Here is a 26992-nt window from a genome sequence, read left to right on the forward strand (position 1 = left end):
CGATTGCCGGCCTTGGAGATACTGCCGAGCCTCTCCTTCCCCCCGCTCGAGTTCTGCTTCGGCACGAGTCCGATCCATGCCGATAGACAGCGCCCCGACTTGAACGCATGCGCATCGGCGACCGTAGCCACGAATGAACTTGCCAGCAGCGGGCCGACGCCTGGGATGTCCATCAACCTGCGACCAAGCTCGGTCTCACGAGCGTCCACCGCATCAGAAGCGCGGTCAAGACAAAGTCGCAGATAGGTGGCCATTCGGCAAAGGAAGCCTTTTTAGTCATTGATTGCAGCATCTCCCATTCTCTTCTTGGCGGCATTCCAAGCTCCACGCTCGCGACCGGCATCATGACGGCAGCGGCCCTCGGGAGTTCTCCTCTGCCTTAAATGGCGAAAGACGAAACGCGCGTATCGCTGCGGCTTGTAGCCAAGAGGGAAAGTCAACTCGCGTTCCGAACGACCCTGACTAAGAGTGGCGGTTTAATGCAGTTGCCGTCGTACTCGAGGATACGCTTACAATTTTAATGGCATTTCGGCCGGAATCTTATCACGCGCCGTGCGAATTCCACGTCAAAGACGAAACATGGAGGTGCGAAAATGCAGTTTTCGAATTGTTTGAAGTGGGTCGCGGCGGCGGCGTTTGGTCTCGGTCTTTCGCTGGTTGCCGGCACGAGCGCGCAGGCAGGAGAAATGCGCAAGTCGCGCGATGAAACGCGAACTGTTTATCTGGTCAAGTACCGGGTCAACGGCATCGTGCGGTATAACAAGAACCCCGCGATGGTCCATAAGGTCTCGTTCTTTCAGTACCAGCAAAGCAACCCCTACGTCTGCACCCCGAGCGGTTTCGGTCAGAAGTCGCGTTGCTATATGCGCACCTTCAAGCAGCCGGACGTGTGATTTGCGGTAACATCTGACAGTATGGCCGCGCCGGGACAGGCGCGGCCATTCTGCGTTTAAGGGAAGTCCAGGGCATCTAGAGCTGTTTGATGACCCGATTGCCCTTCACAAGCTTGCGCACGCCGTCATTCTTTCGCACCGGATTGTTGCGGAAGACGTACCACTGGCCACCCAAGCTGGGCCGTTGATAGACGACGCCATCCTTTTCGCGATGCAGAAAGCAATTAATGGCGCCGGTTCCTCGGTCGTTCTTGGAGGTCCAGAGCGCACGCATGCAGAGCTGGCCGCCGCTGGTTACATACCAGTCGCCTTCGCCATAACCAGTTTGCGTTCGCGCCACGAAATGTTTCCGGCCGTGCTCGTTCTCGGGGAAGTATCCGGCTCCGTTCTTCTCCCACAGCCAGGTGCGATTGGCATAAAGGTGCTCAACCGCATCCGCCTTCATGGGAGCTGCGGCCGCAGCGAGCCTGGCGGTGTCATCGACAGCCCGCTTCGGCGCTGCGGCGGTATTGCCCGCCGAGAGGATGAGCGCGACCAGCGCCGTACTTACAACAGTAGAATGGACTGACGACATTTGCTTGTTTTCCGATAGGTGGGAGAGAGAAAGGTCCGTCCGCAAATCGCGACGACCAAGTGATGAGCGGGTCAATTCGAAGTCGGTTTAGCCGCTCCGTTGGTTTCGGTCGTCAGATTCAGCGGGTGGTCTGCCACGCGCCAGTCAGGCCGCCCGACGTTTCGCGGCCAAGGATAGACTTCCACGTCGTTGAAGTAGACCACGGCAGTCATGGCGGGGAATTCGGCATGCGGCTTGTTCGCATCCGAAGCCCAGTTCCGCACGTAGCTGTCGTTGCCTTCGTAGCCGAGCTCGGCTATGGCAATGGGCTTGCCGAAACCGGCCACGCGGTCGTAGCCCGGCTTCGTTCGCTCCACGAATGTCGTATCGTGACCGACTTCGAGCTTGTCGTATGGCTGATAGCCGAAGACTGAGAGGCCGATCACGTCGACGTATTTGTCACCCGGATAGTAGGCCTGAAGACCCTTGTCCCCTTTAGGCGACCACATGTATTTGGCATTCGGCAGGTCCTTGCGACAGACGTCAATCACGTGCCTGTAGGCCTTCACATAGCTGTCCGCATCCCAGAACGCCCAGGTGAACTGGCCGGTCTTGTCGTCCATTTCCTGCGCCCAGCGGATGGTAACCGGACTCTTCAGCTGTGCCGCCGCAGAGCAGATCGCGGACATGTTAGCATCGTAGCGACCAGCAAGAATTCCGCTCAGCAGGTTCTCCGGGCTGACGCGCCAGTCGCGGGCCCAGGACCAGGGCTCGATGGTGAGCAGCAACGACCGGCCGCGCTGCTTGGCATAATCGTCCGCAACACTAAGGGTTGTCAGATCCACGTCTTCCCAGGGAAGAAAGATATGCTCAATCTTGGAGTTGGCGTCGTTGGTATAGTCTCCATGCGGATCGTAAGCGCCGGGCGTTACGGCATCAGCCGCGATGAACGGACGCTTATCTTGGAACGGGTTCCGACTGTCCACACTGGCGCCGGAGACGCCACTCGCCGCGTAGACAGCGCCCGAAATGACCACACCCCCAAACAGGAGGAAGGTTGTCTTCAACAAGCTATTCACAGTATTCTCCTTTTTACTGTTCAGAGATCTGCTCTCAGTCGAGAGCAGTCTTCACAGCCAAGATATGAGTTGACACGAGGTCCTTACGGACCAGGTTTTTTGCCTCGTCCTGGTCGCGAGGCTGGGCATGGCGAAAGACGTACCAGCTGCCATCTGGCTCGCGCTTCTGATAGATGGTCCCGTTATCGAAGCGATGCGAAAAGCAGGTCATCGCACGGGATCGGCCGGCCTTGGAGTGCCACGTCGCATTGAGACACATCTGTCCTGTCTCCGTGATAATCCAGTTGCCTTCGGCCCACGACTTGCCGGTGTCGTCATCGACCCAAGCGCTGAACCGCCGACGCTCGTCCACCAAGTAAGCCGCGCCACCTTTCCACCGCCAACTCCTGTCGTGGTAGAGTTCGTGGATTTCGGCCGGCGTCATGACCCGCGGCGCCTTGGGCAGCACGACTTCCTGCGCTGAAGCACTCCCAGCCGATCCAACAAGCCACGTCAGCGTAAAGGCGCCCAAGGCGTTGGCGAAGCGGTTGAAGCGCGACGTGGTTCTACGTGTTAGCAACGGAGCCTCCAATGCTCTCTGAAAATGAGTTTGCTGCGATGTCGATGCTGCTTGGAGACCCGCATGGGTGCGCGAGCCCCTGCCAGTTGTCTCCTGTCGGGGGGTTGGGCGACCAACGGCCGAAACCCGGAACCCGAGGGCTTCGGCAACGCCTGGAGCGAAGGCGTTTCTAAGATCTATCAGGACGGCCTGACGCATGACCTCTTTCAGGCGCGCCAGATCGAGTTTGCGGATGCTGTCCCATTCCGTGATGACGACCACGGCGTCCGCACCGCGCGCGCATTCATAGGCATCGTCGTGGAGTTCGACGTCCGACAGGATGCGGCTGGCATTCTCCGCGCCGATCGGGTCATAGGCGCGGATTTGGGCGCCGAAACGCTGCAGCGTCTCTATCAGCGGAACCGATGGCGCGTCGCGCATGTCGTCGGTGTCGGGTTTGAAGGTGAGACCCAGAACGGCGATCGTGCGGCCTTGCACGTCATTGTCGAGAGCATCCATGACCTTCAGGGCCATCCGGCGCTTGCGGGCTTCGTTGGCCGTCACGGTTTCTTCGACGATACGCACCGACACGCCATAGTCCTGGGCTGTACGCAGAAGCGCCATGGTGGTGTCTTTCGGGAAGCACGAGCCGCCGTAGCCGGGGCCCGCATTCAAGAAGCTGGTCCCGATTCGCCTGTCGAGGCCGATGCCCAGCGCCAGTTCGCCGACATTGCTGCTAACCTGCTCGCAGAGATCGGCCATTTCGTTGATGAAGGTGATCTTGGTCGCGAGGAACGCGTTGGCGGCGTACTTGATGAGCTCCGAAGTGCGGCGGCGCGTGACAACGATCGGTATCTTTTGAGACTCGAGCCGAACTCCGTACAGCGCGACCAGGCACTCCTCGGCGAGCTTGTCCTCGACGCCGATCACCACCCGGTCAGGCTCCACCGCGGCTCCCTTGAGGGCTTCGGCAAGGTTGCATGTGAAGCTCAAATGGCCGGCAACCGAATTGCGCTCGACCAGCTCGTCCAGGCCTGGCTCGTAGATGGGCACGGCGCCACGCCGAAGCGCTTCGATCTTCTGGACGTCCTTGTCGACGCAGACGACCTCGTTACCCCAGGCTGCGAAGCAGGTGCCGCTCACCAATCCGACATAGCCGGTTCCAATGATCGCAATTTTCATGTGAACACATCCCCTTATTATTGCTTATTGTAGACTTTGTTCGCCAGCATCGCCTTCGCGCCAGCGTGGACTGAATATGGTCTTGTGCGTATCGCGCCCGCCGACGCCTGCGCCGGCCACGGAGAAGCGATCGTCGAAGAGCGTGAAGCTACGCGTTCCCCAAGCGAGCGCCTCGATGCCGTCGCGACCCCTTTCGGCGGTTGCGAGGGTCGGCAGCGTGACCAGAGCGAGCAGGCTGGCCGCGAGCGCTGGCTGATAGAAGCGGGTACGGTAGCGGACCGTGTTTTCGCGTGCGTGCTGCACTACGATCATGACCAGCAGCAGGATGTAGAAGCACGCGTTTATGATAGCGAAAACGTAGAAGCCGCGGGTCTCAGCGTCGTCCCGGACGAGCAGCACCGGCAGGATCGATATCAGCACCACGAACAGGTATGGCGCCAGAATCCGCAGCGGCAGCGCATCGACATCGGCCGCGCCCTTGGGAGTGACGCGGAAGTCGACGAAGGTACCGGTCAGCCAGTCGCGGGACGCCGCGAATGTTCCCGCCAGAACCCAGGGCCAACGGGCTAGCAGAAACAGCATCGCCTCCCAGCTCAGGATTTTGCCGTCGGCGGGCCGGAACGTTCCGCTTGCCCGCCACCAGAACGCCAGGAAAAGTATCATCAGCGACTGCGGCATGAAGTGCTGCAGGAAGTTCGGGTAAGTCACGCTGACGAAATTATCCCCATGTGCCAGGACGATCACCGGCAGCAGGAACATCATGGCCAGGAAGAAGGCGTACAGCGGATACCAGAACTGCGAGAACACGAACTGCACCTTCAAGTGCAACGGCATGCGGCCGATCAGCTTCGGCGTATACTGGAGAAGGATCATCACGAGGCTACGCGACCACTGAAACTCCTGCGTGACGAGGTCAGCAAAGGTGCGTGGGCCGTCGCCATGTGCGATGGCATCCAGCGCATGCGCTCCGCGCCAGCCATGCGCGTTCATGAAAAGGGTCGTCGAATGATCTTCAGCGAGTTCGGGGCCCAGGCCACCAATTTCCTTCAACGCAGCCGTACGGACCGCATAGTGCGATCCGATGCAGACCGTCGCGAAGCCCCCGTTGTAGCCGGCCTGCAGCGAACCGTGCATGCTTGCTTCGACATAGAGCCGTCCGCGGGCGGACCAGCTCTCGTGTGCATTGCGGTCGCAGATGCTGGGCGCCGAGACATAGCCGATAGCCGGATCCGCAAACGGACGCAGCATCTGGAACAGATAGTCCGGCTCGGGAACGTGATCCGCATCGAGCTGCGACACAAACTCATAGTTCGCGTAGCCAAAGTGATCGTAGAAGAAGGCGAGGTTGCCTTCCTTGCACCGCGTGCGGCGAGGCCAGGACTGGCGATGATAGTCGGCACGCCCCTTGCGCGTGGAGACGAACACGCCGTGGTCGCGGCACCAGGCGAAGGTTTCGGGCGACGGATCCTCGTCGGCCAGCCAGGTGTCGTGCGGCACGTTCTGCGACAGCATCGCAAGCAAGGTTTCCGCCACGACGTGAAACGGTTCCGACGAAGCTTTCGTGACTACCATCGCAACGCGGCTCCCCGTCGGGATGCGCAACGGTCCGGCGGGCTTCCGCGCATTGAAGAAGATGGTGATGAAGTAGACCGGCAGAACGGTTATCCATGCCAGCAGCGCGCTGACCAGGATTGATCCGAGAAGGTGGATGTGGACGGCGTCCAGGATCCACCATTGCCAGAAATAGATCAGCGCGGTCGCCCAGATAGCGACGCCGATGACATATTCGACGCGTTTGCGGCCGGTGAAAATCGGAACCATCAAGGGCTCCTCCCTTGTGGGCATGTCGAGCCGGGACTTTTTCATCCCCGTAGCTCGAGGCCGAAGGTGGGAGCCGCGGAGCGGATGATCGTGTCCAGGTCCGAATAGACCGCAAGAAACCCGAGCTTCTCGGCCGCGAACGAAGGGTCCGCATAAAGCGCCGGTGGGTCACCGGCCCGGCGAGCACGCATCTCGATCGGCACGTTGCGGCCGGTGATACGGCTGATGGCGTCGAGGATTTCACGGATGGACGTCCCGCGGCCGGTACCAAGATTGACCGCCAGATTTCCACCGTCGTTGCTGAGACGTTCGACCGCCAGAACATGCGCGCGAGCCAGGTCGATGACATGGATGTAATCACGGATGCAGGTGCCGTCCGGCGTATCGTAGTCGTTGCCGTAAACATCGAGAAAATCGATCGTGCCGGCAGCAGCCATCAGCGCACGTGGAATGAGGTGCGTCTCAGGATCATGAGCTTCTCTCAGCTCGCCATCGAGATCGGCGCCGCATGCATTGAAATAGCGCAGCGCCACAAAGCGCAGGCCGTAGGCCGCCGAATAATCGCCGAGCATCTGTTCCGCGATCAGCTTCGTGCGGCCGTAAGGATTGATGGGCTGCTGGATTTCCTGTTCCTGGATCGGCAGCTTGTCGGGGACGCCGTAGGTGGCGCAGCTCGAGGAGAAGACCACGTTATGCGTGCCGGTCATGCGACATGCTTCCAGCAGAGACTGCGTGCCGGCGACGTTGTTGCGATAATATTTGGCAGGGTTCTCGACGGACTCTCCAACATAGGCAGAAGCGGCAAAATGGATGATCGAGCACGGCCTGTACTCCTCGATCGCAGCGACGAGGTGCGCTGTGTCTAGGATCTCGCCCTCCACGAATGCTCCCCAACGCACCGCCGCGCGATGACCCGTCGAGAGATTGTCGTAGACGACGGGCTCATAACCCTGCTTCGACAGCAGCTTGGACGTATGGCTGCCTATAAAGCCTGCCCCACCGACCACAAGCACAGTGTTCGCGGTCATTTTACGCAGCCTCGACGAGCTTCGCGGAGGTGTTGGTCAGCTGACGCTCGAAATAGGTGATCGTCGACCTCAGGCCCTGTTCCAGTGCGACAATCGGCTCCCAGCCGAGTTCTTTCTTGGCAACCGAGATATCGGGCCGGCGCTGGCGCGGATCGTCGACCGGCAGCGGGTGGTAAACGATCTTGGACTTGGTGCCCGTCAGAGCGACGATGCGCTCCGCCAGTTCACGGACCGTGAACTCGCCCGGGTTGCCGATGTTGACGGGTGTGTGGATGGCCGGCTCGGCGTACATCAGCCGGTGGAAGCCCTCGATCAGGTCGTCCACGTAGCAGAACGAACGCGTCTGCGACCCGTCGCCATACATTGTGATGTCCTCGCCCTTGAGGGCCTGGACGATGAAATTGGACACCACACGGCCATCGTCGGGACGCATGCGCGGACCGTAAGTGTTGAAGATGCGCACCACGCGGATGTCGAGACGGTGCTGCTTATGGAAATCGTAGAACAGCGTCTCGGCCGAGCGCTTGCCCTCGTCGTAGCAGGCCCGCGGACCGAACGAATTCACGTTGCCCCAGTAAGCTTCCGGCTGCGGGTGAACCAGCGGATCGCCGTAAACTTCCGAGGTGGAGGCCTGGAAAATCCGCGCATGGTTGCGCAAAGCGAGTTCCAGGAGGTTGAGTGAACCGATCACACTCGTCTTCATCGTGTGTATCGGGTCAAGCTGGTAATGCGGCGGCGAAGCGGGGCAGGCCAGGTTGTAGATTTCGTCGACCGGCAGATCGAATGGCTCGACAATGTCGTGGCGCACGAAGCTGAACCCTTCGAAACCCCGCAGATGGCGCAAATTTTCCAGCCGGCCAGTGGACAAATTATCAACGCAAAGGACTGTATGGCCCTCGTTCAGCAAGCGTTCACAGAGATGGGATCCGAGGAACCCTGCACCACCTGCTATGAGTATCCTGCGTTTTGAAGCAGACAGAGAGTTGAAATTCTTGGAACTGAAAAATATACTCATTACCGACTTCCTCACTAACCCCCAGAAAATTACGTTCTGATCTTCGTTGCTCGTGAATGCCCCGGAACGATCCTCAGCTATCTTCCATAACCAACTGATGCCTGAGTTAGCAGCTTGCCCCTGGGGGCAGCGATATCGGGAAATCCGGATACTTATCAAAACGTCCATTTCTCGGACGATCTGCCAGGTAAATTGCGCGATGCCGTCGGCTCCCCCGATGCTGGCGGCAACGGCCGGGCTTCCAATTGATGCCGCAGATGCTCCGATCTGCGGTTGGGCGAACTTCCCGCAACCATCACCGCCGTGTCAGAGTGCCGGCGCTTCTACCCTCGCCGCCATGCCGTGGCCGGTGCGAAACAAGGGGCAAACTGCATCGTATCGAAACGGCGCGCAGAAAGTCCGCGAACGAACAAAACTAGGAGAACTTTAACGAAAACCGTTCTAAGCCTTGGGTTGGTCGCATTCCGGGTAGTGACTGGACTGCAAGATGCCTGAAGAAAACAAAGCGCCCCCTGCTACGCCAGTGCCCTTCGAACGCCGACGCTGGCTGCGCGTGTCTCAAGAGCCTCTCGGCAACGACGAGAACACCGCGCAGTCCCTCGTTGCGCTACGCTTCGAAACGGATGGCCTACCTCGTCCTGAGCAGTTCCCCGCCTGGCGGGCACATATCTCCTCGCTGGCGGAAGCGCGGCTGCCGGACAGCGTCGCACCGGAAGATGGGTTCTCCGTCCGGCAGGCGGTCTGGAACCTTGGCGGAATGTTGCTCTTGCAACAGAGCGTACCTGCCTTCAGCTACGAACGCTCTGCGGAAATGGTACGGTTTAGTCCCCTCGACCACTGGCTGATTACCTTTCTCAGGACCGGTCGCTCATGGACCGGTATCGACGGACGGGTAGCCGAGAACGAGCCCGGCATGATGGAGATCCGCTCGCTTGGCAACCCCTTCGGGGGGCGTGCTCTGGAGTCGGAGGCACTCACGCTTATCGTTCCGGACGATCAGTTTGCGGACCGCGGTGGCCTGCCGCCAGCAACCAGCAATACCGTCCTTGGTGGCCGCAGGGTGAAGCTGATGTACGATCACATGGTTGGCCTTCAGACCAATCTTAGTAGTCTCTCGCAGGATGACCTGCCGAGCATCAAGAGTCGCCTGCTGGAAATGATCTTCGATACCGTGACGCCATTCCTAAATCGCGGTGGTGACAGCGAGCGTGTATCGCAGATCGGCTTGATGACGCGGGCGCGGCGCTTAATCCGCAAGAACCTGATCTCGTCGGACCTGACGCCGGAGGCTTTGAGCCGCGAGCTTGCCATATCGAGAACACGGCTCTACGAACTCTTTGAATCTGTTGGCGGTGTTGCGAAATACATTCGCCAACATCGTCTTCTGGCGGCCCACAGAATGCTGGCAGACCCTTCCGACCGGCGAACGATTACCGAAGTGGGCTTGGCGATAGGCTACGACTCGGCCGCGAATTTCAGCCGCGCCTTCACGCAGCAGTTCGGTTACAGTCCAAACAACATCCGCATACATCGCACGAGCCCTAATGCCCAGTTCGATGCGCGTGTCGAGAATAGTGCCGTGACCTTCGGTGGTCTGCTGCAAATGCTCGGAGTGCGTACATGAGGTTGATTTCAAGGCCAACTTGGTGACCCAACCTTAAGAAGCGACAAGCTCACGTCAAACCTCGTCCTCCGATCGATTTCAGCCGGCTAAACCGCCGTTCAGAGATCGATGCCAGTTCTTGCAGTGGCTGAGTCTGCTTGCCAGGGAAAGGAAAGCCACAATCCGCCCGTGGGCCAAGCGGGAGGCTCAGATCCGAGGTGTCATCGAGTCGACCGTCGGAATGTACGGTGATCTGCAGGGCATCGCCGGCAAGGTGATGCAGGAGATCGCGGGCTTGGAGGTCTTGGCCATAGAAAGAGGCCTGGCGAGATCATCCGGCCGACCTCAAGGTCGTCGATGGCGCCGAGCGCATCGGCTGAGCTGGTCCAGCGGAGCGGACTTGCGCCGGCAGCGATGTTCAGTCAAACCATAGGGCCCAGTTAGAGCCGTTAGTCGAGCCGGCACTCTCTGCTCAGTAGGCAATTTCGGCTCCGAACGGCGCTTCGATTACACCGCGATCGGCTCCCCGGTGAACCGCGCGGCACGGCTCGAATCGACGACCAAGAAGCTGGGCATCCCCTTGGTGCTTGGACCCGGCTTTGCAGCGGGAGCATCGATGCCGGTCGTCCAGGCGGGCGCCTTTGAGTTCCAAGGTTTCAAGGGCGAGGTGCCGGTTTTCACCGTTCCGGAGATGCAGATTGCTCACCAAGGTATGAGCCGCGAATTAGAGAGCCAACATGGTGAGCAATCTGGCGCCCCTGCCGTGGTGGTTGGTTCGCCGCCATCCGTGCAAATAGCACCGCCCGATGTTGCACCCCGAACCCGAAGCACACGCTGACTGGATCCAGCGGATCGCAGGGATGCCGACCTGCATTGTGAATTAAAACTAAGACCGCTGGGAGGCCTGAGGCGAGGAGGATGCCAAGTGCTGAAACGGTCAGTCGTCATCACCATCGACAATGACGCCCTCCTTAAATGTGGGTCGTTGAAACGCGGCGCGTCGGTGGAGCGAAAAGGCTAAAAAGGCAAAACATCATGGTTGTAGCAGACATGCGGTACGCGGCGACTGCATGCTGGAGCCGAGTACTCGCTTAAAGGGCGGGACAGGCCCTCCGGGCGCCTCAGTTCTGCTGAGGGCGTTTGATCGCGTCAGCTATGGCCAACAGCCGCACGCAAAAGCGGACCGTCGGCCCCAGGCCAAGCATTTTCCACTTTGAGGCGAAATAATTCTCAACTATGGTTCGCCAGGCTTAAGGCAGGGGGATTGCCGATGGTTTTGTCACGCAGGGGTGTCGTGCTCGGCGGCCTGGCGGCGGTCGCGGTCGGTGCGACGGGCAATATTGTTCAAGCCGCGACGGGAAAATCCTTTTTCGCCGGTACCGCGAGTGACAACAATTTTGTCTATCGCAAGACCAACTTCGCCAAGATCGACAAGAGATGGCATCGCCAGATTGTCAAGTATTTCAGCAGCGAGACGGTCGGCACCGTCGTGGTCGATACCCGCCACCACTTCCTCTACCTCATCATGGAAAATAAGACCGCCATCCGCTACGGCGTCGGTGTCGGCAAGGAGGGCTTCAAATGGTACGGCCGCGCCACGATCGACCGCCGCGCGCTGTGGCCGCAATGGGTCCCGCCGCCCGAAATGCTTAAGCGCAGGCCGGAACTGCCGCCCATGGTCGCAGGCGGCGCGCCCAACAATCCGCTCGGGCCGCGCGCGCTCTATCTGTACCGCGACGGCGCCGACATCGGCTACCGCCTGCATGGCACGCTGGAGCCATGGAGCATCGGCACCGACGCTTCCAGCGGCTGCATACGCATGTTCCCGGAAGACATCATCGACCTCTACCAGCGGTGCCCGATCGGAACCGCCGTGGAGGTCCTGCCGCACATCGCCGACCAGGCGCCCGCTTCCATCACTGTCGAATGATTGGCGCCTCATGAACCGCATGATTGAAAACACGCGCCGGCTGCTCGCCATGGGCCTGCTGGTGCTGGCCGCATCCTGCTCGACAAGCAACACGCTGGCCCCCACGCCCGACGTCACCAACGCCGAGATTGCCGGCTTCCAGAACGTGCAGCCAGGCAGCGAGGAGGATTTTATCCTCAATGTCGGCCGCCGCACCTACTTCACGCAAGGTTCGGCCGCGCTCGATTCTGTCGCCAAGGCGACCCTCGACACCCAGATCGCCTGGTTGGCAAAGCATCCGCGCTGGCTGCTCAAGCTGCAGGGTTTCGCCGACGATCCCGGCGCAAGTGAAACGGCGCTGTCGCAGCAGCGCGCCGATGCGGTGATGGGCTACCTCGCCGCCGGCGGCATAGACCGCAACCGCATATGGGCCAAGGGCTACGGCAAGGACAGGCTCGTCCGCGACTGCCCCGACGCAGCCTGCAGGTCGCAGAACCGCCGCGTTGTGTCTAATTTGCGCGATGAGAGGGACGAGTCGTAGGAGCTTGTCACCTATCTAGTATACGAATGAGGATGGATGTCAGACAGCTAGGAAGAACGCAAGAGATGCCTTGTCGCCAAATCCTCTCTCTGCTGGATGGCTTCGCGGTCGTGTTGCTCTTCGACCGTCTCAGCCTCATGAGAATTCATCCGTGTGAAAAGAGCCTCGCAGGTCGGCGGGAGCGGGCCTAACAGGTAGCAGTCCTCATTCCCACTCAACACAGTTTGCCACGAGCGGAACCAATTGCTTCCTGAACAGTTGTTCAGATTGGCGCATAATGTTTGCGGCGTACGTTTTCAGCCGATCGGCGTGCCGTGGCGTTGTTGCTGGGCCTTGGCGCACAGCCGGCGTTCGCCGTTTGTAACATTTCCGATGCGAAGCTCGAAGAAGCCGTCCTCAAAAGCGCGGAATTACGCAATCCGAACAATCGCTATCTCGTCCGGGACCTGCGAACTCTGAGGGATGCGGCGTTCCTGCTTTGGTCGTACGGCTTACAAGACGATTGCGAACGTCTGCTCGCCAATATCCGGCAACTGATCGCCGCTCCCTCGATGGCGAAGCTTGGGGGCAACGACGAGGACCTGGCCGATGAACAGGTAGCCGCCGAAGAACCACAGCAGCATCAAGGCGGTAAGGTTCAGGGCAATCGCGGTGCTCCAGGCGAACTTCCTCTCATCGACATAGATGATCTTGGGCCTGGCCTGCGTGTAGACGAGATTGTCGGCTCTGAAGTTCGCAGTTCGGACGACAAGATCGTTGGCGAAGTTCGCAACGTAGTAATTGGAACCAAGGACCGATGGGACTATGCGGTCATTGCATCGGGGGGCTTTTTCATCGCCGGCAAAGACAGCATCGTCGTGCCGCTTCGGTATATGCAGGTCAATCAGGAGCGAAACAGCTTTTACCTACGCATCTCCAGCGCCGATGTTAAAGCCGTTCCGTTGATGCCCGATCAGGAATATCGCTGGCTTGCAGATGAAGCATGGCGAGCGAAGAACGACGCCATCTTCCGGAGTCTGATGCCTGACCCGGTTCGATATGGCTCGCCCGTAGATCAGCAGCCCACCACCAAAGCTCAGTGACCGTTAGCGCTTGTCAACATCGTTGCGACACTCCGGGAAGGCATTTGTCAATTTGGGAATCAGATTGCGTCTCGGCATGATTGCGACCCGAACGACCGCAACGGGAGCGGAAAGCGGCCCCAATTCGTTTGCTCGCCAGTGAAATTGCTTAGGTTAACCGCCGCCCAGGTCGGTTCGAACCATCGAGGGAATAGAAGACCGGCAATGCAACTAGTCGCTGGCAAACAATAATCGCAATCCGAAAACGAGCGCTTGGGAGAACCGCCATGCATCTGACGAACGAGAGCATCATAGTCATATTGGTAGTCGGCCTTATTGCCGGATGGTTGGCCGGAAAGATCGTGCGGGGGGCCGGCTTTGGTGTGATCGGGGACATTGCAATCGGAATTATCGGCGCGTTCATAGGAGACTGGCTGTTGCCCCGCTTAGGCGTCCATCTCGGGAGCGGAACGATCAGCTTAATCGTCAATGCCACCGTCGGCGCAATTGTACTTCTCCTAATTATCAGGTTGATTGCTCGAAGCGGTCGTTTCGGCGGAGGATGGAGAGGTCGATTTGGCCGTTGGCGGTAGCACTCGTCGAACCGACCTGCGTTGAAAGAGCCCATCTGGATGATCATCGCTCGATCTGGCTTGTTTTCCCCGCGGTTCTCGGCGACACGCTGGATATCTCGTGTTCCGCGCGAGACGAGGCCGTCACGATAGTATCGACGGAGAGTGGCGGGCCGCGTGTCGAGGAACCAAGGGTCGCTCGGGGCCACGGGAGCAAGCTGCTGGAGCGCAGCGTCGCAGGGCACTTGCGCGGGGCCATTTTCTATGATTGCGAGGCAGATGGCCTCGTGGTCACTTTGAAAGTGAACCCGGACCGCCTCGCTCAATGAATATCACGACGTCGGGATCGGCGGCGAAAGAGGGCCCTTGGCGCCGTTCCGGCGTCCCAGATGAGAAGAATCGGTTAGTTTAAAAGCAGATCACGCAACGACGCGGCTCTCGCCGCATTGGTCATAGGGTTTAGCATAGAACAGGCTGCCCCCGGCAGATCTTTCAGCCCACCGCGCATTGTCCGGAATCAAGACGATCTTACCAGGAGGCCATCCTTCAGCGCGCCATGCCAAGGCACCGGATTGGTATTGCTCCCTGATCACTCCCGGTGATAAGGAACCTCCTCCTCAGGGCCAGTGCTGGAATGGGCAAATATCGGGAACACCGTCAGTCGCGGAGCCAGGGCTTCGAGGGCGATAACCATCATGAGAGTTCGGAACCGACTTATTTCGACCGCAGGCCAGCACCACCCCAGCCTTCGTCAGCGACGACCTCCGTACATGATGCTGAGGTACTCTGGTTGAACGCAGAAAAGGGTTTCGGCTTCTTGAAGCTCAGGGATGGTTCTGATGCCTTCATTCACCTCTCGAAGGTGCAGGCTGCGGGGCATGACAGCCTTCCCGAGGGTGCACGGCTGAAGGTCCGAACCGAACACGGCCAAAAGGGGGCTCAGGTTGTCGAAGTAGTTTCTGTGAGCGTCGAAGACGTTGCTTCGAAGGTTGCAAAGCGTCCCGCCGAAGCCTCAGTTCCTTTGCAGGAACACGAGGGGCAGGAAGCCGTCGGCGTCGTGATGCGATACGATCTAAACAAGGGGTTCGGCTTCATTGCGTTAGATGCCGGTGGGAAGGACGTGTTTGTTCATGCGACTACTCTAACCCGTAGCGGAGTTGACAGCCTCGAAGTCGGCCAGAAAGTGATCATCACTTACAGCCGGGGTCATAAAGGGCTGGAGGCGCGAACAATGCGGCTTTGCTGAGTGGGCGCCGCATCCAAGGTCAAGCGCTATGTCGCCCAAAACAGTGCGACGGTGTAACCCTGGGGACCGGTAACGTGATTGAGACCGAACAGGATCGGTGTCGCTGAAGCTGACGGTGGAGTGGCCGATGACAAACGTAGTTGCGCTGCATGGCGATAAGCGGTGGAAAGCCGTGCTTGAATATCAACACGAGAATGGACCGATCAGCATCGAACACTTCCTTGAAGAGATTTCCGAGCTGCACCTGATCATGGAGCACGGACCCGACTGGAACATGCTTATTCGCTGCACAGTCACGCTGAACCGGCCGGACGGTGGTGAAGACCAGAATAGTGTCGAAAAAGCCTGGCAAAACGAACGAGGATCAGGTTGACATTCCCGCGACTGGGAATTGGAACCCGTATGTTGGCTACGCCGAGCGCGCCAGGGTACTCGGCCTGCCCGGGATTTTGATGGATGCGGAAGGCATGCCGGCTTTGGCTTTGCCCGGTCGCGTCAAGAACAGCACTGGTTCTGTTTCGAGCACAAGGCGGACGGTGAACGGTACCTGTGACGTCCAGAAGGCGAAGCGCCCGAAGGCTCTCCACATTGGCGTTCGCGTCGTTGGGTATGGACGCCCTCACTCATGCGCAATAAGGATGGCAATGCGGCCCGCCGTGGGCTTGCATGTTCGCCGCAGCGGCGAGTCAGGTGACGAAGACGATTGTTCAATGACGCAGCGCCGGGCAGGTTGGTTTTCCAATTCAACGTTGCGCAGCAAAAGTGTCGATATCATAGGGGATGGTCATGAGCGACAACAAGCCGAGAGCCGACGTTACTAAGGATTGGCAAGCAACGCANGGTGAGATCTACGGCATTATTCTCCTTCGCCAGAACAAGTTCGACCAGGGACACCTGCCGCTGATCATCGGCCTTCTGGTCGGCATCGCGATTTTCGCAATCGCCGGCAACTTGTTGTGGAAAGCGGCCAACAGGCACGATCCCGCCCGTGCATCCGATAGGGCGAGTTTCTTCTTCCAGAACCAGCTTGGCGCCATCATCACGCTGATTGCCTTCCTCCCGCTGGTTTTCCTGATCCTCACCGACAAAAACATGGATCCGCAGACCAAGAAGGTTGCCGGCGGCCTCGGCGCCGCGCTGGCCGTGCTCGCGACGGTCATGGGGATCAGTTTCAAACCAACCCCCATCGGTCGAACAGTACACCCAGGATATGAACGCATGCGCGGCCCAGATCAAATCGGGGCAGCCCACCACCGCCTGTTAGCCTGACGTCGCCGCCCAGGCGCAGGCGATCGCCACGGACAGCGCCGCGGTAACAGCGGCGACTCAGGACCCGAGCCACCCCACTGGACAGGATGTCGTCTACTGGATCGCGCCCGAAAACGGAGCCGCGAAGTCCTCCGAGCCGCATGTTTTCCACCTCTGCGCAGGCGTCAGTCCGCTCAAGGACAAGACTGTGAATAGCGGCTCCGTGACGGAGGCGTACGCACAGAACGCCATCCGCATCACCAAGCAGATCGATATGGAACAGAAGCAGTGCGGGTTTACAGCCAAAACCAGCACCAACTGAACACGCCCTGCGCTCCATCGCGTCACTGGTCTTGTTGAGAGGGAGCTGCAAGCACCATTCAACGGCCAATAGCGGAAATGCTAACCTGAGCAGCCGAAACGATGCCAGAAAAGCTTGTAATGATCATTCGTCATGCCGAAAAGCCGATCCCAGGCGCTCGCGGTCGTCACCCGATGGCCAAACAGAGCTGGCAAGCCTAATAGATTGCGACCACACCCGAAGGTTGGCAGCGAGAGAAGAAGGCATGGGCTCCGACATAACCGAAAGTCTCAAGGGCATAGAAAAGAGCCATGCCTATGGCCTATGCGTCATTGGCTTCATGGTACCGGGTGCTATCGCCTCGGGCATTACTAGGAGGCCGCAATATATTTTTGCCACGACGCTGTTGGGGCTCGCCAATTGCTCCCGTATCGCCCCGAAGCTCCGCGACAAGCTATTCAGCCGGACGACGCGGATGACGCCGCGCGAGTTCCAGGAACTCGCGCGCCAAGTGATGCTGGCACATCCTAGCCTTTCGGAAGATGCCGCCCTTGGTCTCATTGCCGATGCCCGCAGGGACTCGGCAAGCAAGCCTAGCCGCTACCGGCGCGCGCTAAACCGTCCATAGCCGATGATTCCGGGCTTAACCCATTGCGTCGCGGGCCGCTTCATCCCGTTGGGCGCCGGCCCTGCGTGGTCCTGGACGCTTTCGGCTGGTATCACTCGATAGCAAGGCTGACTCTATGAAAATAAGGTTCTCGCCGTTCACAAGGCTATCCATGCTCCTTCCGTTGAACAAAGAGTACACGAACGTCAGGCAGCCTCGGCCCGGAAACATGAAGTCGTGCGGTTCGACGACAATGCACGGCACCTCCTCTAGAATCTTGCCGCAGTCGCGAGTTGCCTGCAGTTCGGCGCCTTCGATATCCATCTTAAGCATCACCAATCTTGTTCTGGGCAATTTGGCAAGAAGGCTCCGTAAGGTGATCGACGGAATACCTTGCCCGTCTGATACTGATCTGGCCCAGGAAGAACTCTCGCTGTTCACAAGCGCAACCTCGCCGTCATGACTCCAGAGCGCGCCGTAGACAGGTATAATCCGCTCTAAACCCGCGCAGTTTGACGTTAGCATTCCAAACGCTTGACGGTCCGGTTCAATGGCCATCACGATGGCATCGGGATACTGGTCTCCAAGGAAGATCGACGAATAGCCAACGTTGGCGCCCGCATCCACAATCACGGGTACCAGTCCCGCTTTTCTCCATTTTTTCGCGAGGCGGTTGAGCGCGGCTTGGCCTTCCTTACCGACTTCGTATTCGCAATGCCCAAGAACTTGGGAGGCGACAAACAAGTCGCTGTCGGTGGGTCTGATCAGCAATTCATGATTGCGCCAGCGAACTTTCATCGCCGATCGGATCCTCAGCACACGGCGAAGCAGTACCGAGACTGATTTCTTCCAGCCTATGGCGCGCACCAGGCCATCAATATGATAGAGCTTCGAGTAGTAGCTCAACTCTCAATCCTCAACGTCCAAGGGCGCAGCAACGCCCAGCAGCGGCTATTTATGCGTTAATGCTAATATAAGTGGAACACATCCAAATGGACGAAGCAGAGTCGCCCTGCAAATGATCAGGGAAACCATCGAGGATCATTGCCCGCCGGGCGTGCTCATCAGCGAGGAAGCAGTGAACTGCATCTATGGCCCGACGCTCTATGGCGAAGCGGAGGCGATTTCCGCCGCAATTGTCGCAACGGTCCAGAGATTGCAGTTGCGATCGACCGTGAAGCCGCCGGCACCGAGCATCAGACGCATCAACTCACTCACAACACCGTCCGATTCAATAAGCTTTAGCTAAAATGGTTCCGACTGCAAATGGCGGGCGCGATGCAACAAAGCCCCGGGGACCACGTTGCCACCCAGCGGAATGAGGCGGCGATGACGAAGTACCAAGCGGAAGAGATCAAGGTCACACGGTGGTGTCATCGGGCATCGTCGTGGAGAACGATCCGATGAAGGCCGCCGAAGCAACGGCGGGCCAAAGCGTCTCACCGAGAGCGTTACAGGATCATTGGTTCCGGGTGGTCGATGAAGAGCAGGCCGCCGTATACGAGTACAGCTTGGCCGGCTCTGACGAGCGTCCAGACCCCGCAGAATGGAAGGAGCTGTCGGACCTTGGCCCGCGCAATCTTGGTGGGCTTCCCTCTTGGCCCATACAGATAACAGTGTAGGCCATCGGCGCCCCCATGCTTTGCCAATGCCAGAGACCTTGTTGGCATCTGGTGTATAGATCATGCCGACCCGCTTTGATCCTCACTTGTCGCACCGCAGTTTAGGGACGATGTCGTCCGCCATTGCGGGAGCATCCGGGCCGAGCCGGTCGCGCAGCATCTCAAGGTCAAGCGTTTTGGAGTGGGCATGCGTGGCAGTACGCTATCACCTTCATCCTGGCGTCGATCAGCGTTTGATGCGCAATACCAAGTCGTTGGGAACGCACCCCGCCTCCGGCGCAATCGGATGGAGCATCACTTACAACGATGGCGCAACAGGACTTGCGGGAGTATTTGCGCGAACAACATCGGCCTAGCCGCGCCCAATTCTGCTCTCGCAAATCCTAGAGGGAAGCGTGGCGCCAATCCTCCTCGCTACCGCGATGGCTTCGGCGTCCCCGCGAGATCCGCCCTTTTCAGGGCCAACAATTCTGACGCGATCAGATCTGTCCTAAGCGCGAGTTGCTGATCAATATCCACTACCTGTCTAAAGGCATGGTAGGCGCCCCACCCTAGGGTTGCCAGACGATCCCTATCACGAAGCACGGCCTCAATTTTCGCGGCCGACGCTGCGATATTCTCGTCAATCAGCAAGATATCCTTGCCGTCCTTGAACCCAGGATTCAATCCGAGCGGATCATTTATGAAATTGGCAACTCCGTGGAAGCCGGCTTCTAAACACGCGCCGGTAGGGAATCCGTCGAAGGCTCCAGGGGTTAGAATAAACGGTCTGTTGACCGAGACTATTCCGTCCATTCCTGCGTAGAACTCAGGGAAAAATTCACTTGGTTGCCGTCCGTAAAATTTTACCCGATCCTCGATACCCTCCAAAGGCACGTCATTGACGTTGTATTCACCAACGACGTGGAACCGCAGTTCAGAGATATCGCGCGAAAGAGCTTTGGCCAATTCCACGAAATAATCAAAGCCTTTCGATCTGATGTCCCCGTTATATTTATGCGCAACAAAACATAGGTCTAGATTATGCTTGTCCCGTGGAAACATCTTCTTGTCTAAATTAAAGTCAAAGGTTCGCGCTCCCTTAAATACGCCGCCAAATAAATAAACGATTTTCTCGCACTCGCAACCTATGCGGTCAGATTTTATATAATCGCGGGTTATGGTTTGCGTGGTTATGACTTTCCTGCAGAGCGGGCTAGTGAGTACCGACCTCAATTTAGTATCCGTGCCCTCCTGGTTTAGTTCAAAGCCTCCGCCGGGGTAAAGTTGCAGGATGAACGGCAGGCGTCTGTCGGTGAAGTGCGGAAGCAGTGCGACTGCATTATTCAAAAACGTAACATACGCGATCGTTCCAGAAATCTGCGGCGCGCTGTTCATGGTAAAAATGCGCGACTTTGCACTAGAATCAAATTTGAGGCTGCCAGCTCCTCAAGAAAAACTCTACCGCTGAGCCAAGCTCCCCACCCCTCCAATGAGATAAGGGCCGAGTCAAAAGCACCCATCAAATGCTTGTATTCGGTTGTCCTGAACGGCGAGAGCGAAGATGGCAAAACGTCATCGAAAAGCAACACGTCGTACGATTTCATCAGATCACTCACGAAAAGCAGCCAAGACCCACGCTACCCGGTTGCATCACCTAAACCGATCTAATCAGCCTGTGCATTTCTTAGGCAAAAGGCACAAAGGACTGGTAATCCCCCTTGGTCCAACTTAGAAGAATAGGACGCCCCTCGAGCAAATTAGTCATGACTTATAAAGCTATAATATACGGAGCTGGCGGCCATGCCCGTGAATTGCAGTTCCAATTGCAGGCCGAAGGAATAGCCACGCTCGCCTTCGTTGACGATTTCAGGTCTGGTTTTGACATCGAAGGCATACCGGTGCTTTCACGCGAAGCCGCCTCCTCACGTTTTCTGGACGCCCGCTGGTTCGTGGCAATCGGAGATAATGCCGGCAGGAAGAGCGTCCTTGCTACGCTTCGAAATCTGGGCCTTCCGGCCGGCTCATTCATTAGTTCGCGTGCCCTAGTTTCTCCGTCTGCAACCATTTCGGGGGCGGCACAAATCTTCGCGAATGCCGTCATCTCAGCCGGTGCAGCGCTAGAGGATAACGTGATCGTCAATTTCGGATCCGTCCTTCATCATGATGTGAGAATAGGAGCTGATTCTTTTATAGCTAGCGGCGTGACGATTGCTGGAAACGTTAAAGTAGGCTCAGGAGCTTGGCTGGGCGTCGGCTGCACAGTAATCAATGGGACATCCGACCATCCCCTTAACATTGGCGACAATGTGGTCGTCGGCGCACAGGCGTGTGTAGTAAGTAGCATCAGCGATCACGAAATCGTGGTCGGCGTGCCAGCAAAGCCAAGGTCTCACTAGTGGCAAACACTCCGATCTATGTTGCACGCCCGATCGTGCCAAGGCTTGACGATTTCATGGGGCATTTAGCGCCGGCATTGGGGAGCCGGCGGCTCACGAATGGGGGGCCGATTTCAGCCGATCTCGAACTACGGTTGGCTGAGCTCTTTCGTACGAGGTACGTCAATCTCGTGAGCAACGGGACAGTTGCGATCGAGATCGCTGCCAAGGCGCTGAATTTTCGGAGGAAGGTCGTTACCACACCATTTACGTTTGCAGCGTCCGTCGGAGCGCTAATCTGGATCGGTCTTGACCCTGTGCTAGTGGACATCGAAGAAGATTACCTCACAATTAGCCCAGACGCCGTGGCGTCAGTGCTCGATGATGATGATGTAAGCGGGATTTTGGGGGTGCACGTCTACGGGTGCCCGTGTGACGTCGACGCTTTGTCAGCGATATCGGATTCGCGCCGAATTCCGATGCTCTATGACGGTGCCCATGTGTTTGACGCGACCTACAATGGCCGTCCATTGGTCAACTACGGCGATGCTACCACAATGAGTTTTCACGCGACGAAACAGTTCAACACTGGAGAGGGCGGCGCGGTGGTTACATCGTCGCTAGAGGTGAATTCGCGTGTGAGCATTCTGAAGAATTTTGGTATTGAATCAGAAGACTCGATCTCTCAGGTTGGAATAAATGGAAAGATGAGCGAGCTGAATGCCGCTTTTGGCTTAGCCAATCTGAATGCGCTGTTTGAGGAGCGCTCTCGGCGAAGCGCCGTCGTCCAGATTTATCGCGACGTTCTTTCGGAGCACAAAAAAATTCGCATCGTTCCTCAGCGGCCAGGAACTGTTGGGTCAAGCAGTTACTTTGCAATTCGTTTACCTGTGGAAAATGGCTTTCCGCTTAGAGATAAGGTTTATCTGCAGCTGCGCGACGTCGGGATTTACTCAAGAAAGTATTTTTATCCTCTTATCGCTGATGTTGAACCGTATACCCAGCACATGTCGCAAAAGATATTCGATGTGCCGAACGCCAGGCGCGCATCGATGGAAGTGTTGACCCTTCCTTTGCATGGAGGCATTGCAAACGAGGACGCAAACTTTATCGCGAAGGCTGTCATGGATGCCATCGATGAATAATCCGCCCATTACTGTCATTATTCCAACTTACAATCACGAGCGGTATATTGAGGAATCGGTCAGAAGTGTCCGTAGTCAATCTATTATTTTGTCATGTAATGTTATAATTTCTGATGATTGTTCTACGGATAATACCGTTGACAAAGCGATCAAAGCGTCGGAAGGAGCGCCTAACATCACAATCAGGAGGAACATTAAGAATGCTGGTGTTATGGAGCACTACAAACTGCTCTCTAAGTTAGTTGATACTCCTTACTTGGCCATTCTCGAGGGCGACGATTATTGGAGTTCGACCGACAAACTGGAGCTCCAAAAATCTCTTCTGGACGCGCACCCAGGCGTTGGTCTTTGCTTTTCGGCCTGCTTGGTGGATGACGAGGCATCGGGAACGAGTTGGCATCACCCCGGATGGCCCGTTGATCGGCATCGCGTCGTTCAGCTTCTCGACCTGCTCACAAGCAATCCGATCGCTACGTTTTCGAACTGTTTCTATCGGACGCAGCGGTTCGTCGAGGTCGTGGATCGGGCGAATGTGAAAAGTGGCTACGATTGGCTTTTGAACATGACAATAGCGGCGAGCGGAGGCGCCCTATTCGCGGCGCGGACGAGCACCGTCTATCGACTGCATGCCAATGGCACCTGGACAAGGCTTGGATCGGAGCAAAAGCGAGCGGAAATCATCAAGTCGCTTGCGAGCTTAAAAGACAATGTTGATGTTTCTTTCGATGCTTTCATCGACGCCGCGATGACACGAGCTCTGAATGACCGCTAAACCACTGATCTCAGTTCTTATTCCGTCGTACAATCACGGGCACTTCATTCGAGCGGCTGTTGACAGCGTTTTTGCGCAAACCCACAAAAATCTGCAGATCGTGATCGTGGATGATGCATCGACTGACGGCTCTGCAGACATAATAAAAGCTCTAAGCGACAAACGGGTCGCTCGCCGGATCTTGCCCGAAAATGTCGGCGCTTGCACAGCTATGAATATAGGTCTGTCGATGTGTGAGGGGGCCTATATCGCCGTTTGTAATTCTGACGATATATGGGCGGCCCCTACCAAGCTGGAACAACAGCTTGAGAAGTTCAAAAACGCGCAGCATGTGGCTGCGGTCTTCTCTGACGTTGAGTGGATAGATGATTTGGGTGCTCCACTGTCAGACGCGAATGCCCCTTCATTTCACGAGGTGTTCAAGCAGCCAAATCGGTCACGCTTTACCTGGATTAGGGATCTGATCGAAGGTGGCAACCGCCTCTGCCATCCGTCTGCGCTCATTAGGCGAGAGGTCTACGAGAAGGTCGGCCTGTACAACAATTTTTATAGGCAGCTTCCTGATCTGGACATGTGGTTAAGGGTTTTGCAGCACTATGAGATTTTCGTGATGCCTGAAAAGTTGGTAAAATTTCGTATACACGCCAACAATGCGAGCCGTCCGAGCCCCACAATTAGCAATCGCTCAATAAATGAACACAGGCTTATTCTTGCGGACATGATGCGGCACATCACCCCCGAAAATTTCTATGGCGCATTCGGATTCACCGATGTGCCGCCGAGTACCGATCCGAACAGAGTGAAATTCGAAATCGCTAGGTACCTACTAGACCATCGGGGGCTCTACGAGAGGATGTTCAATCAGTTAGGATCAGAAATTCTGCTCGAAATCCCGGAGGAAGAGACAATTCGGGGAGGGATATCCGCTCATAAATTCCACGAGAAAGTAGGGCGCGACTCGCCGTGGATCCCGCGGCCGGAAGGGCCGCTGGTTGCAGAGACAACTACCGTCGACCTTTTCAAAACAATCGTCAGGCGACTTAAAGTCGGCGTCCCTCGACGTCTCTCGGCGATCGTTCGGCGCTAGCTGCTGCTCTCAAGCACTACTAACGCCCGACGGCATTCACGTCGGCCAGGACTGCGCAATCCGGCTGACAGCGTTATCCTCAATGGCCCTGGCAGAGTCTCTGTTTAATCTCGGAGTGCTTCCTTGGCGCATTTCCTAGCAAGCGAATTGAGCTTTTTAACCGCGTTCGGGTGTGCTGCCCCAAATTCCTCGATATCGGCCCATTCCAATTTGCTCTCGTGGGTACTTGCGAAGATGCGACCTCGACCAGAGGCATTCAGGAAGTGCGCTCCATAGTGGTCCGCAAGGTCGCGCTCTACCGCGAGGAAATGTTCGCTGTCAGAGCGAATTGCCATCGAGTTCCGAAATGATCTGAGGCCCGCCAATTCAGGAACCTCGGCCTTAATTGCGCAAGTGTTTTCCAGGAGCCATCGATGGACCCAGGGGCCTGGCACTTCGCCTATATTCAGGAGAGCCACGTTTAGCATTCGGTTGGTTTCTAAAGTTTCAAAGCCAACATGCCGATTTGGAAAAGGATTCGAAATATCCATCCCGCGAGTAGGTATGCCGACCACATTCTCCCAGAAGTGGGTGAACAGATCGACGCCTTGGTCAAGCACGTTGTTATAGGCGACGAAGACGGTGCGAGACCTTCCAAATGCGGTGGCGCACCGTTCCGCGATTTGCCGATAATTCCCCAGGTTGTGCCGTGCCGGATCCTCAGCGAAAGATCGAAGCCGGACGATATATGTCTCGGTAGCGAAGCTGTCAGCCCAGCCGTGCTTTACGAGCTCTTGGGTAAACGATCGCAGAAAACCCGCCATTTCCCGGAAATAGACTACCGCAAAGGCGCTACGTTCAGGATGCAGGTTGGCGAGAGCCGCCATTCCCCTGGGGGACAATTCGGAAAATCCCTCCGACGATATCACAATATTTTCGCTATGGCTTTGGAGCGCCGCATAGTCAGCTGCGGCTGCACCAAGCGACGGCGCCTCGAGATCCCCAGCTAACGAATGATGGGCATAGTCACCGATCTCTGCCCTGACATTTGGATAAACTATACCCTCAGCCAAGAGCCTAGCCTGGTTAGTGCGTGACAATGACTGAATGTGCGTTGTGCCCGTTTTGGGGGTACCAAGGTGAAAAACCGTGGCTCGCTCGTGCTTCTGGAGTCTTCCAAGAACGGGAAATTGAGAGGTGGCTTGAAAAAGGGACATGCAGGGCTCTTGATACGAGCGCACAGCGACTTGCTGTGCGCGGGCAGAGAATGTGCGGGGTTCTAGGTTGGCTGTGCAGAGCCCGCGGGGGGCGTGGCGGCTCGCTGTTGGAGTCTCCATTTGCTGATCGGCCTCTCAATGTAGCGCCAAAGGGGGATCGCGACCAGAAGTGAGGCTGCCCCCGACACGACAAACAAGATGATTGGGTTAGCTGGTATCCACCCCGCCATCATGTAATGGACGCAGATTTGCTGGATCGGCCAAGCGAAGACGAAGACACCGTAGCTGTAATCGTTTTGCAGCTTGATCGAAAACGGTGCGAAGGCGCAGACGTAGATCAAAGCGATAGGCATCGCCAAAAGGTAGATGAAATAGCGTACCTCCCAAATCGTGACGTCCCAGATGAAGCCAAATTTCCACCATGCTTGCACGAAGTTCAAGACGTCACTGGATACGTGTGGCGTGAATAGCAGGGCGAGAACAGCTATCGCCGGAGGGCCAAGGCGAGCTATCTCGATGTTTTTCTCAAGCCGGATGAAGGCGCCGCAGACGAATAAGAGGACCAAGGGCGCGATCACAGTCTGGCCGTTGCTGGCGGACTTCATGTTGACAATGATCAGCAGAAGACCGACCACATAGACAGTTCCGATGACGGACGGTCGCAGCAGTGCCATGATGCCGAACAGCGCAACGCCGACGTACATCAGGACTTCCCAGTTGATTGTCCACAAGCTCCCGTGGATGATGCCTGCCTGCGGTTGGCCGGCATAGTCGTTAAAATAAGCAGCCGCGGCGAGCGCAAAAGCGTGGCTAACAATCAACGCAGGAAGCAAACGAGCCGCGCGGCGAAGCACAAAAGGCCAGCCTGGCGAGCGAGCCCACGATCCGGCGATTAAGTATCCGCTGATCACGAAGAAGCAATGCACGGCAAAATTGCCGAGCGACCTATTCATGATGATCGGCTCAACGGGAAGTCCCAGCATCGGATAGGAGTGACTAAGGACGACACTGAGCGCAGCGATCAGACGAATCGCTGTGAAATTATCGCTGCTCGGACTAATCGGTGCGTTCGCGGTCATGACGGGAGGCTTTCATACCAATGCATCGCACAAGGGTCCTCGCTGTAAGCGCGCATTACCGCTGTTTCACACAAGTCTCAATCTAATTTGAAGATTTCCCGCTAATAAGTAGATCAATTCCTGGCGCGGTAGCTGATCGGGGAATGGCTGGAGGAAGCCGGCATCGAGTTCCTGAATCACGGGAATCCTGGTGTCAGGGACAGCATGTCGATCATCGAGAAGCGAACACGGCCTCCCTCCCTCCCGCCGCCGCACCGATGCACGAGCGGCGGCCTCCAGGATCATCGCAGGACTTCATTAGTCGACGGGATTGAGACGTCTTGCGGCTATGGCTTCTTTGGGGCCGTGTATGGACGGCTCTCCGTTGGCAAGGGATTCTTTGAGCTTTGCCTTTGCTGGTTGGTGCGGCCATGTATCCGACCTGTAGGTGCGGCCTGTCATGTGCCGCTGGCCATAATGCCATTCGCGCGTCTCAGGTCCCGATCGTAAGCTCGCACTCGAGGTGCACGGCCCCAGTGGGTTTTCCTGATCCGGCGG

25 protein-coding genes and 3 pseudogenes are annotated in these 26992 nt (G+C 57.3%); 16 read left to right on the forward strand and 12 right to left on the reverse strand.

Features of this window, described 5'->3' with window-relative positions:
• Positions 1-203, reverse strand: a pseudogene (locus tag X739_RS0136100) (transposase); the annotation flags it as partial.
• Positions 204-593: 390 nt separating this feature from the next.
• Between X739_RS0136100 and X739_RS01210 the strand changes: the two are divergent.
• Positions 594-893 (forward strand): hypothetical protein, encoded by a 300-nt coding sequence (locus X739_RS01210; RefSeq protein WP_023796444.1) that lies wholly within the window; start codon positions 594-596, stop codon positions 891-893.
• 76 nt (positions 894-969) lie between these two features.
• Here X739_RS01210 and X739_RS137750 read toward each other — a convergent pair whose 3' ends face one another.
• The 7 genes and pseudogenes from X739_RS137750 to X739_RS137730 form a co-directional block, all read right to left on the reverse strand.
• Positions 970-1542 (reverse strand): DUF995 domain-containing protein, encoded by a 573-nt coding sequence (locus tag X739_RS137750; RefSeq protein WP_245273979.1) that lies wholly within the window; start codon positions 1540-1542, stop codon positions 970-972.
• A complete protein-coding gene (locus X739_RS137745) occupies positions 1539-2525 on the reverse strand; it encodes a glycoside hydrolase family 26 protein (RefSeq protein ID WP_084056605.1) in 987 nt (328 codons plus the stop codon). The genes X739_RS137750 and X739_RS137745 overlap by 4 nt, the downstream gene beginning before the upstream one ends.
• 34 nt (positions 2526-2559) lie before the next feature.
• Complete coding sequence (locus X739_RS1000000170985; RefSeq protein ID WP_280940072.1) at positions 2560-3096, reverse strand: DUF995 domain-containing protein; 537 nt, start codon at positions 3094-3096, stop codon at positions 2560-2562.
• Positions 3097-3168: 72 nt separating this feature from the next.
• Positions 3169-4245: pseudogene (locus X739_RS1000000170990) on the reverse strand (UDP-glucose/GDP-mannose dehydrogenase family protein); the annotation flags it as partial.
• Positions 4246-4269: 24 nt separating this feature from the next.
• The gene (locus tag X739_RS137740) at positions 4270-6111 is read right to left on the reverse strand and encodes a glycosyltransferase family 2 protein (protein ID WP_051410657.1); all 1842 of its coding nucleotides are present in this window, start codon (positions 6109-6111) and stop codon (positions 4270-4272) included.
• Positions 6108-7094 carry a UDP-glucose 4-epimerase GalE gene (gene galE, locus X739_RS137735; protein WP_023796449.1) on the reverse strand — a complete coding sequence of 329 codons (987 nt, stop codon included), beginning with the start codon at positions 7092-7094 and terminating at the stop codon, positions 6108-6110. Before galE ends, X739_RS137740 begins: the two co-directional genes overlap by 4 nt.
• Before the next feature lies 1 nt (position 7095).
• Positions 7096-8109, reverse strand: a complete 1014-nt coding sequence (locus X739_RS137730; RefSeq protein WP_031252611.1) for a UDP-glucuronic acid decarboxylase family protein — start codon at positions 8107-8109, stop codon at positions 7096-7098.
• 487 nt (positions 8110-8596) lie between these two features.
• Between X739_RS137730 and X739_RS137725 the strand changes: the two genes are divergently transcribed.
• The 10 genes and pseudogenes from X739_RS137725 (at position 8597) to X739_RS137685 (ending at position 17218) form a co-directional block, all read left to right on the forward strand.
• Positions 8597-9733, forward strand: a complete 1137-nt coding sequence (locus X739_RS137725; protein WP_084056607.1) for an AraC family transcriptional regulator — start codon at positions 8597-8599, stop codon at positions 9731-9733.
• A 130-nt stretch (positions 9734-9863) separates the two neighbouring features.
• Positions 9864-10028: pseudogene (locus X739_RS1000000170995) on the forward strand (DUF2130 domain-containing protein); the annotation flags it as partial.
• A 300-nt stretch (positions 10029-10328) separates the two neighbouring features.
• On the forward strand, positions 10329-10550 hold the full coding sequence (locus X739_RS1000000169750) for a hypothetical protein (protein ID WP_156940056.1): 222 nt from the start codon (positions 10329-10331) through the stop codon (positions 10548-10550).
• Positions 10551-10982: 432 nt separating this feature from the next.
• Complete coding sequence (locus tag X739_RS137720; RefSeq protein ID WP_023796454.1) at positions 10983-11642, forward strand: L,D-transpeptidase; 660 nt, start codon at positions 10983-10985, stop codon at positions 11640-11642.
• A 10-nt stretch (positions 11643-11652) separates the two neighbouring features.
• Positions 11653-12162, forward strand: coding sequence for an OmpA family protein (locus X739_RS137715; protein ID WP_023785049.1), 510 nt, complete (start codon positions 11653-11655; stop codon positions 12160-12162).
• A gap of 314 nt (positions 12163-12476) precedes the next feature.
• Entirely contained in the window at positions 12477-13244 is a 768-nt protein-coding gene (locus tag X739_RS137710; RefSeq protein WP_023796456.1) for a PRC-barrel domain-containing protein, read from the forward strand.
• Between the two features lie 266 nt (positions 13245-13510).
• Positions 13511-13816 carry a GlsB/YeaQ/YmgE family stress response membrane protein gene (locus X739_RS137705; RefSeq protein WP_023796457.1) on the forward strand — a complete coding sequence of 102 codons (306 nt, stop codon included), beginning with the start codon at positions 13511-13513 and terminating at the stop codon, positions 13814-13816.
• Between the two features lie 769 nt (positions 13817-14585).
• Complete coding sequence (locus X739_RS137695; RefSeq protein ID WP_245273980.1) at positions 14586-15041, forward strand: cold shock domain-containing protein; 456 nt, start codon at positions 14586-14588, stop codon at positions 15039-15041.
• A gap of 127 nt (positions 15042-15168) precedes the next feature.
• Complete coding sequence (locus X739_RS137690) at positions 15169-15414, forward strand: hypothetical protein (protein WP_198026192.1); 246 nt, start codon at positions 15169-15171, stop codon at positions 15412-15414.
• A gap of 1441 nt (positions 15415-16855) precedes the next feature.
• Entirely contained in the window at positions 16856-17218 is a 363-nt protein-coding gene (locus X739_RS137685) for a hypothetical protein (protein WP_023796462.1), read from the forward strand.
• Between the two features lie 15 nt (positions 17219-17233).
• Here X739_RS137685 and X739_RS137680 read toward each other — a convergent pair whose 3' ends face one another.
• Positions 17234-18103: an FkbM family methyltransferase gene (locus tag X739_RS137680; RefSeq protein ID WP_023796463.1), complete on the reverse strand. Its 870-nt coding sequence runs from the start codon at positions 18101-18103 to the stop codon at positions 17234-17236.
• A gap of 112 nt (positions 18104-18215) precedes the next feature.
• On the opposite strand from X739_RS137680, the gene X739_RS0136130 reads away from it, so the two are divergent.
• Positions 18216-18446 (forward strand): hypothetical protein, encoded by a 231-nt coding sequence (locus X739_RS0136130; protein ID WP_023796464.1) that lies wholly within the window; start codon positions 18216-18218, stop codon positions 18444-18446.
• A gap of 787 nt (positions 18447-19233) precedes the next feature.
• Here the strand turns inward: X739_RS0136130 and X739_RS137670 are convergent.
• Positions 19234-20196: a glycosyltransferase gene (locus X739_RS137670; protein WP_023796466.1), complete on the reverse strand. Its 963-nt coding sequence runs from the start codon at positions 20194-20196 to the stop codon at positions 19234-19236.
• Positions 20197-20564: 368 nt separating this feature from the next.
• Between X739_RS137670 and X739_RS137665 the strand changes: the two genes are divergently transcribed.
• The 4 genes from X739_RS137665 to X739_RS0136135 are packed head-to-tail and all read left to right on the forward strand — an operon-like array spanning position 20565 to position 24180.
• Entirely contained in the window at positions 20565-21197 is a 633-nt protein-coding gene (locus X739_RS137665; protein WP_023796467.1) for a NeuD/PglB/VioB family sugar acetyltransferase, read from the forward strand.
• Complete coding sequence (locus X739_RS137660) at positions 21197-22321, forward strand: DegT/DnrJ/EryC1/StrS family aminotransferase (RefSeq protein ID WP_031252617.1); 1125 nt, start codon at positions 21197-21199, stop codon at positions 22319-22321. Before X739_RS137665 ends, X739_RS137660 begins: the two co-directional genes overlap by 1 nt.
• Positions 22314-23093: a glycosyltransferase gene (locus X739_RS137655; protein WP_198026193.1), complete on the forward strand. Its 780-nt coding sequence runs from the start codon at positions 22314-22316 to the stop codon at positions 23091-23093. Before X739_RS137660 ends, X739_RS137655 begins: the two co-directional genes overlap by 8 nt.
• Positions 23083-24180 (forward strand): glycosyltransferase, encoded by a 1098-nt coding sequence (locus X739_RS0136135; protein WP_023796470.1) that lies wholly within the window; start codon positions 23083-23085, stop codon positions 24178-24180. The genes X739_RS137655 and X739_RS0136135 overlap by 11 nt, the downstream gene beginning before the upstream one ends.
• Positions 24181-24284: 104 nt before the next feature.
• Here X739_RS0136135 and X739_RS0136140 read toward each other — a convergent pair whose 3' ends face one another.
• Both X739_RS0136140 and X739_RS137650 read right to left on the reverse strand, forming a co-directional pair.
• Entirely contained in the window at positions 24285-25232 is a 948-nt protein-coding gene (locus X739_RS0136140) for a hypothetical protein (protein WP_156940058.1), read from the reverse strand.
• A 206-nt stretch (positions 25233-25438) separates the two neighbouring features.
• Positions 25439-26455: an acyltransferase gene (locus X739_RS137650; protein ID WP_023796472.1), complete on the reverse strand. Its 1017-nt coding sequence runs from the start codon at positions 26453-26455 to the stop codon at positions 25439-25441.
• Positions 26456-26992: the final 537 nt, after the last annotated feature.

Origin of the sequence: Mesorhizobium sp. LNHC209A00, from assembly GCF_000502915.1 — a bacterium.
Lineage (GTDB): Bacteria > Pseudomonadota > Alphaproteobacteria > Rhizobiales > Rhizobiaceae > Mesorhizobium.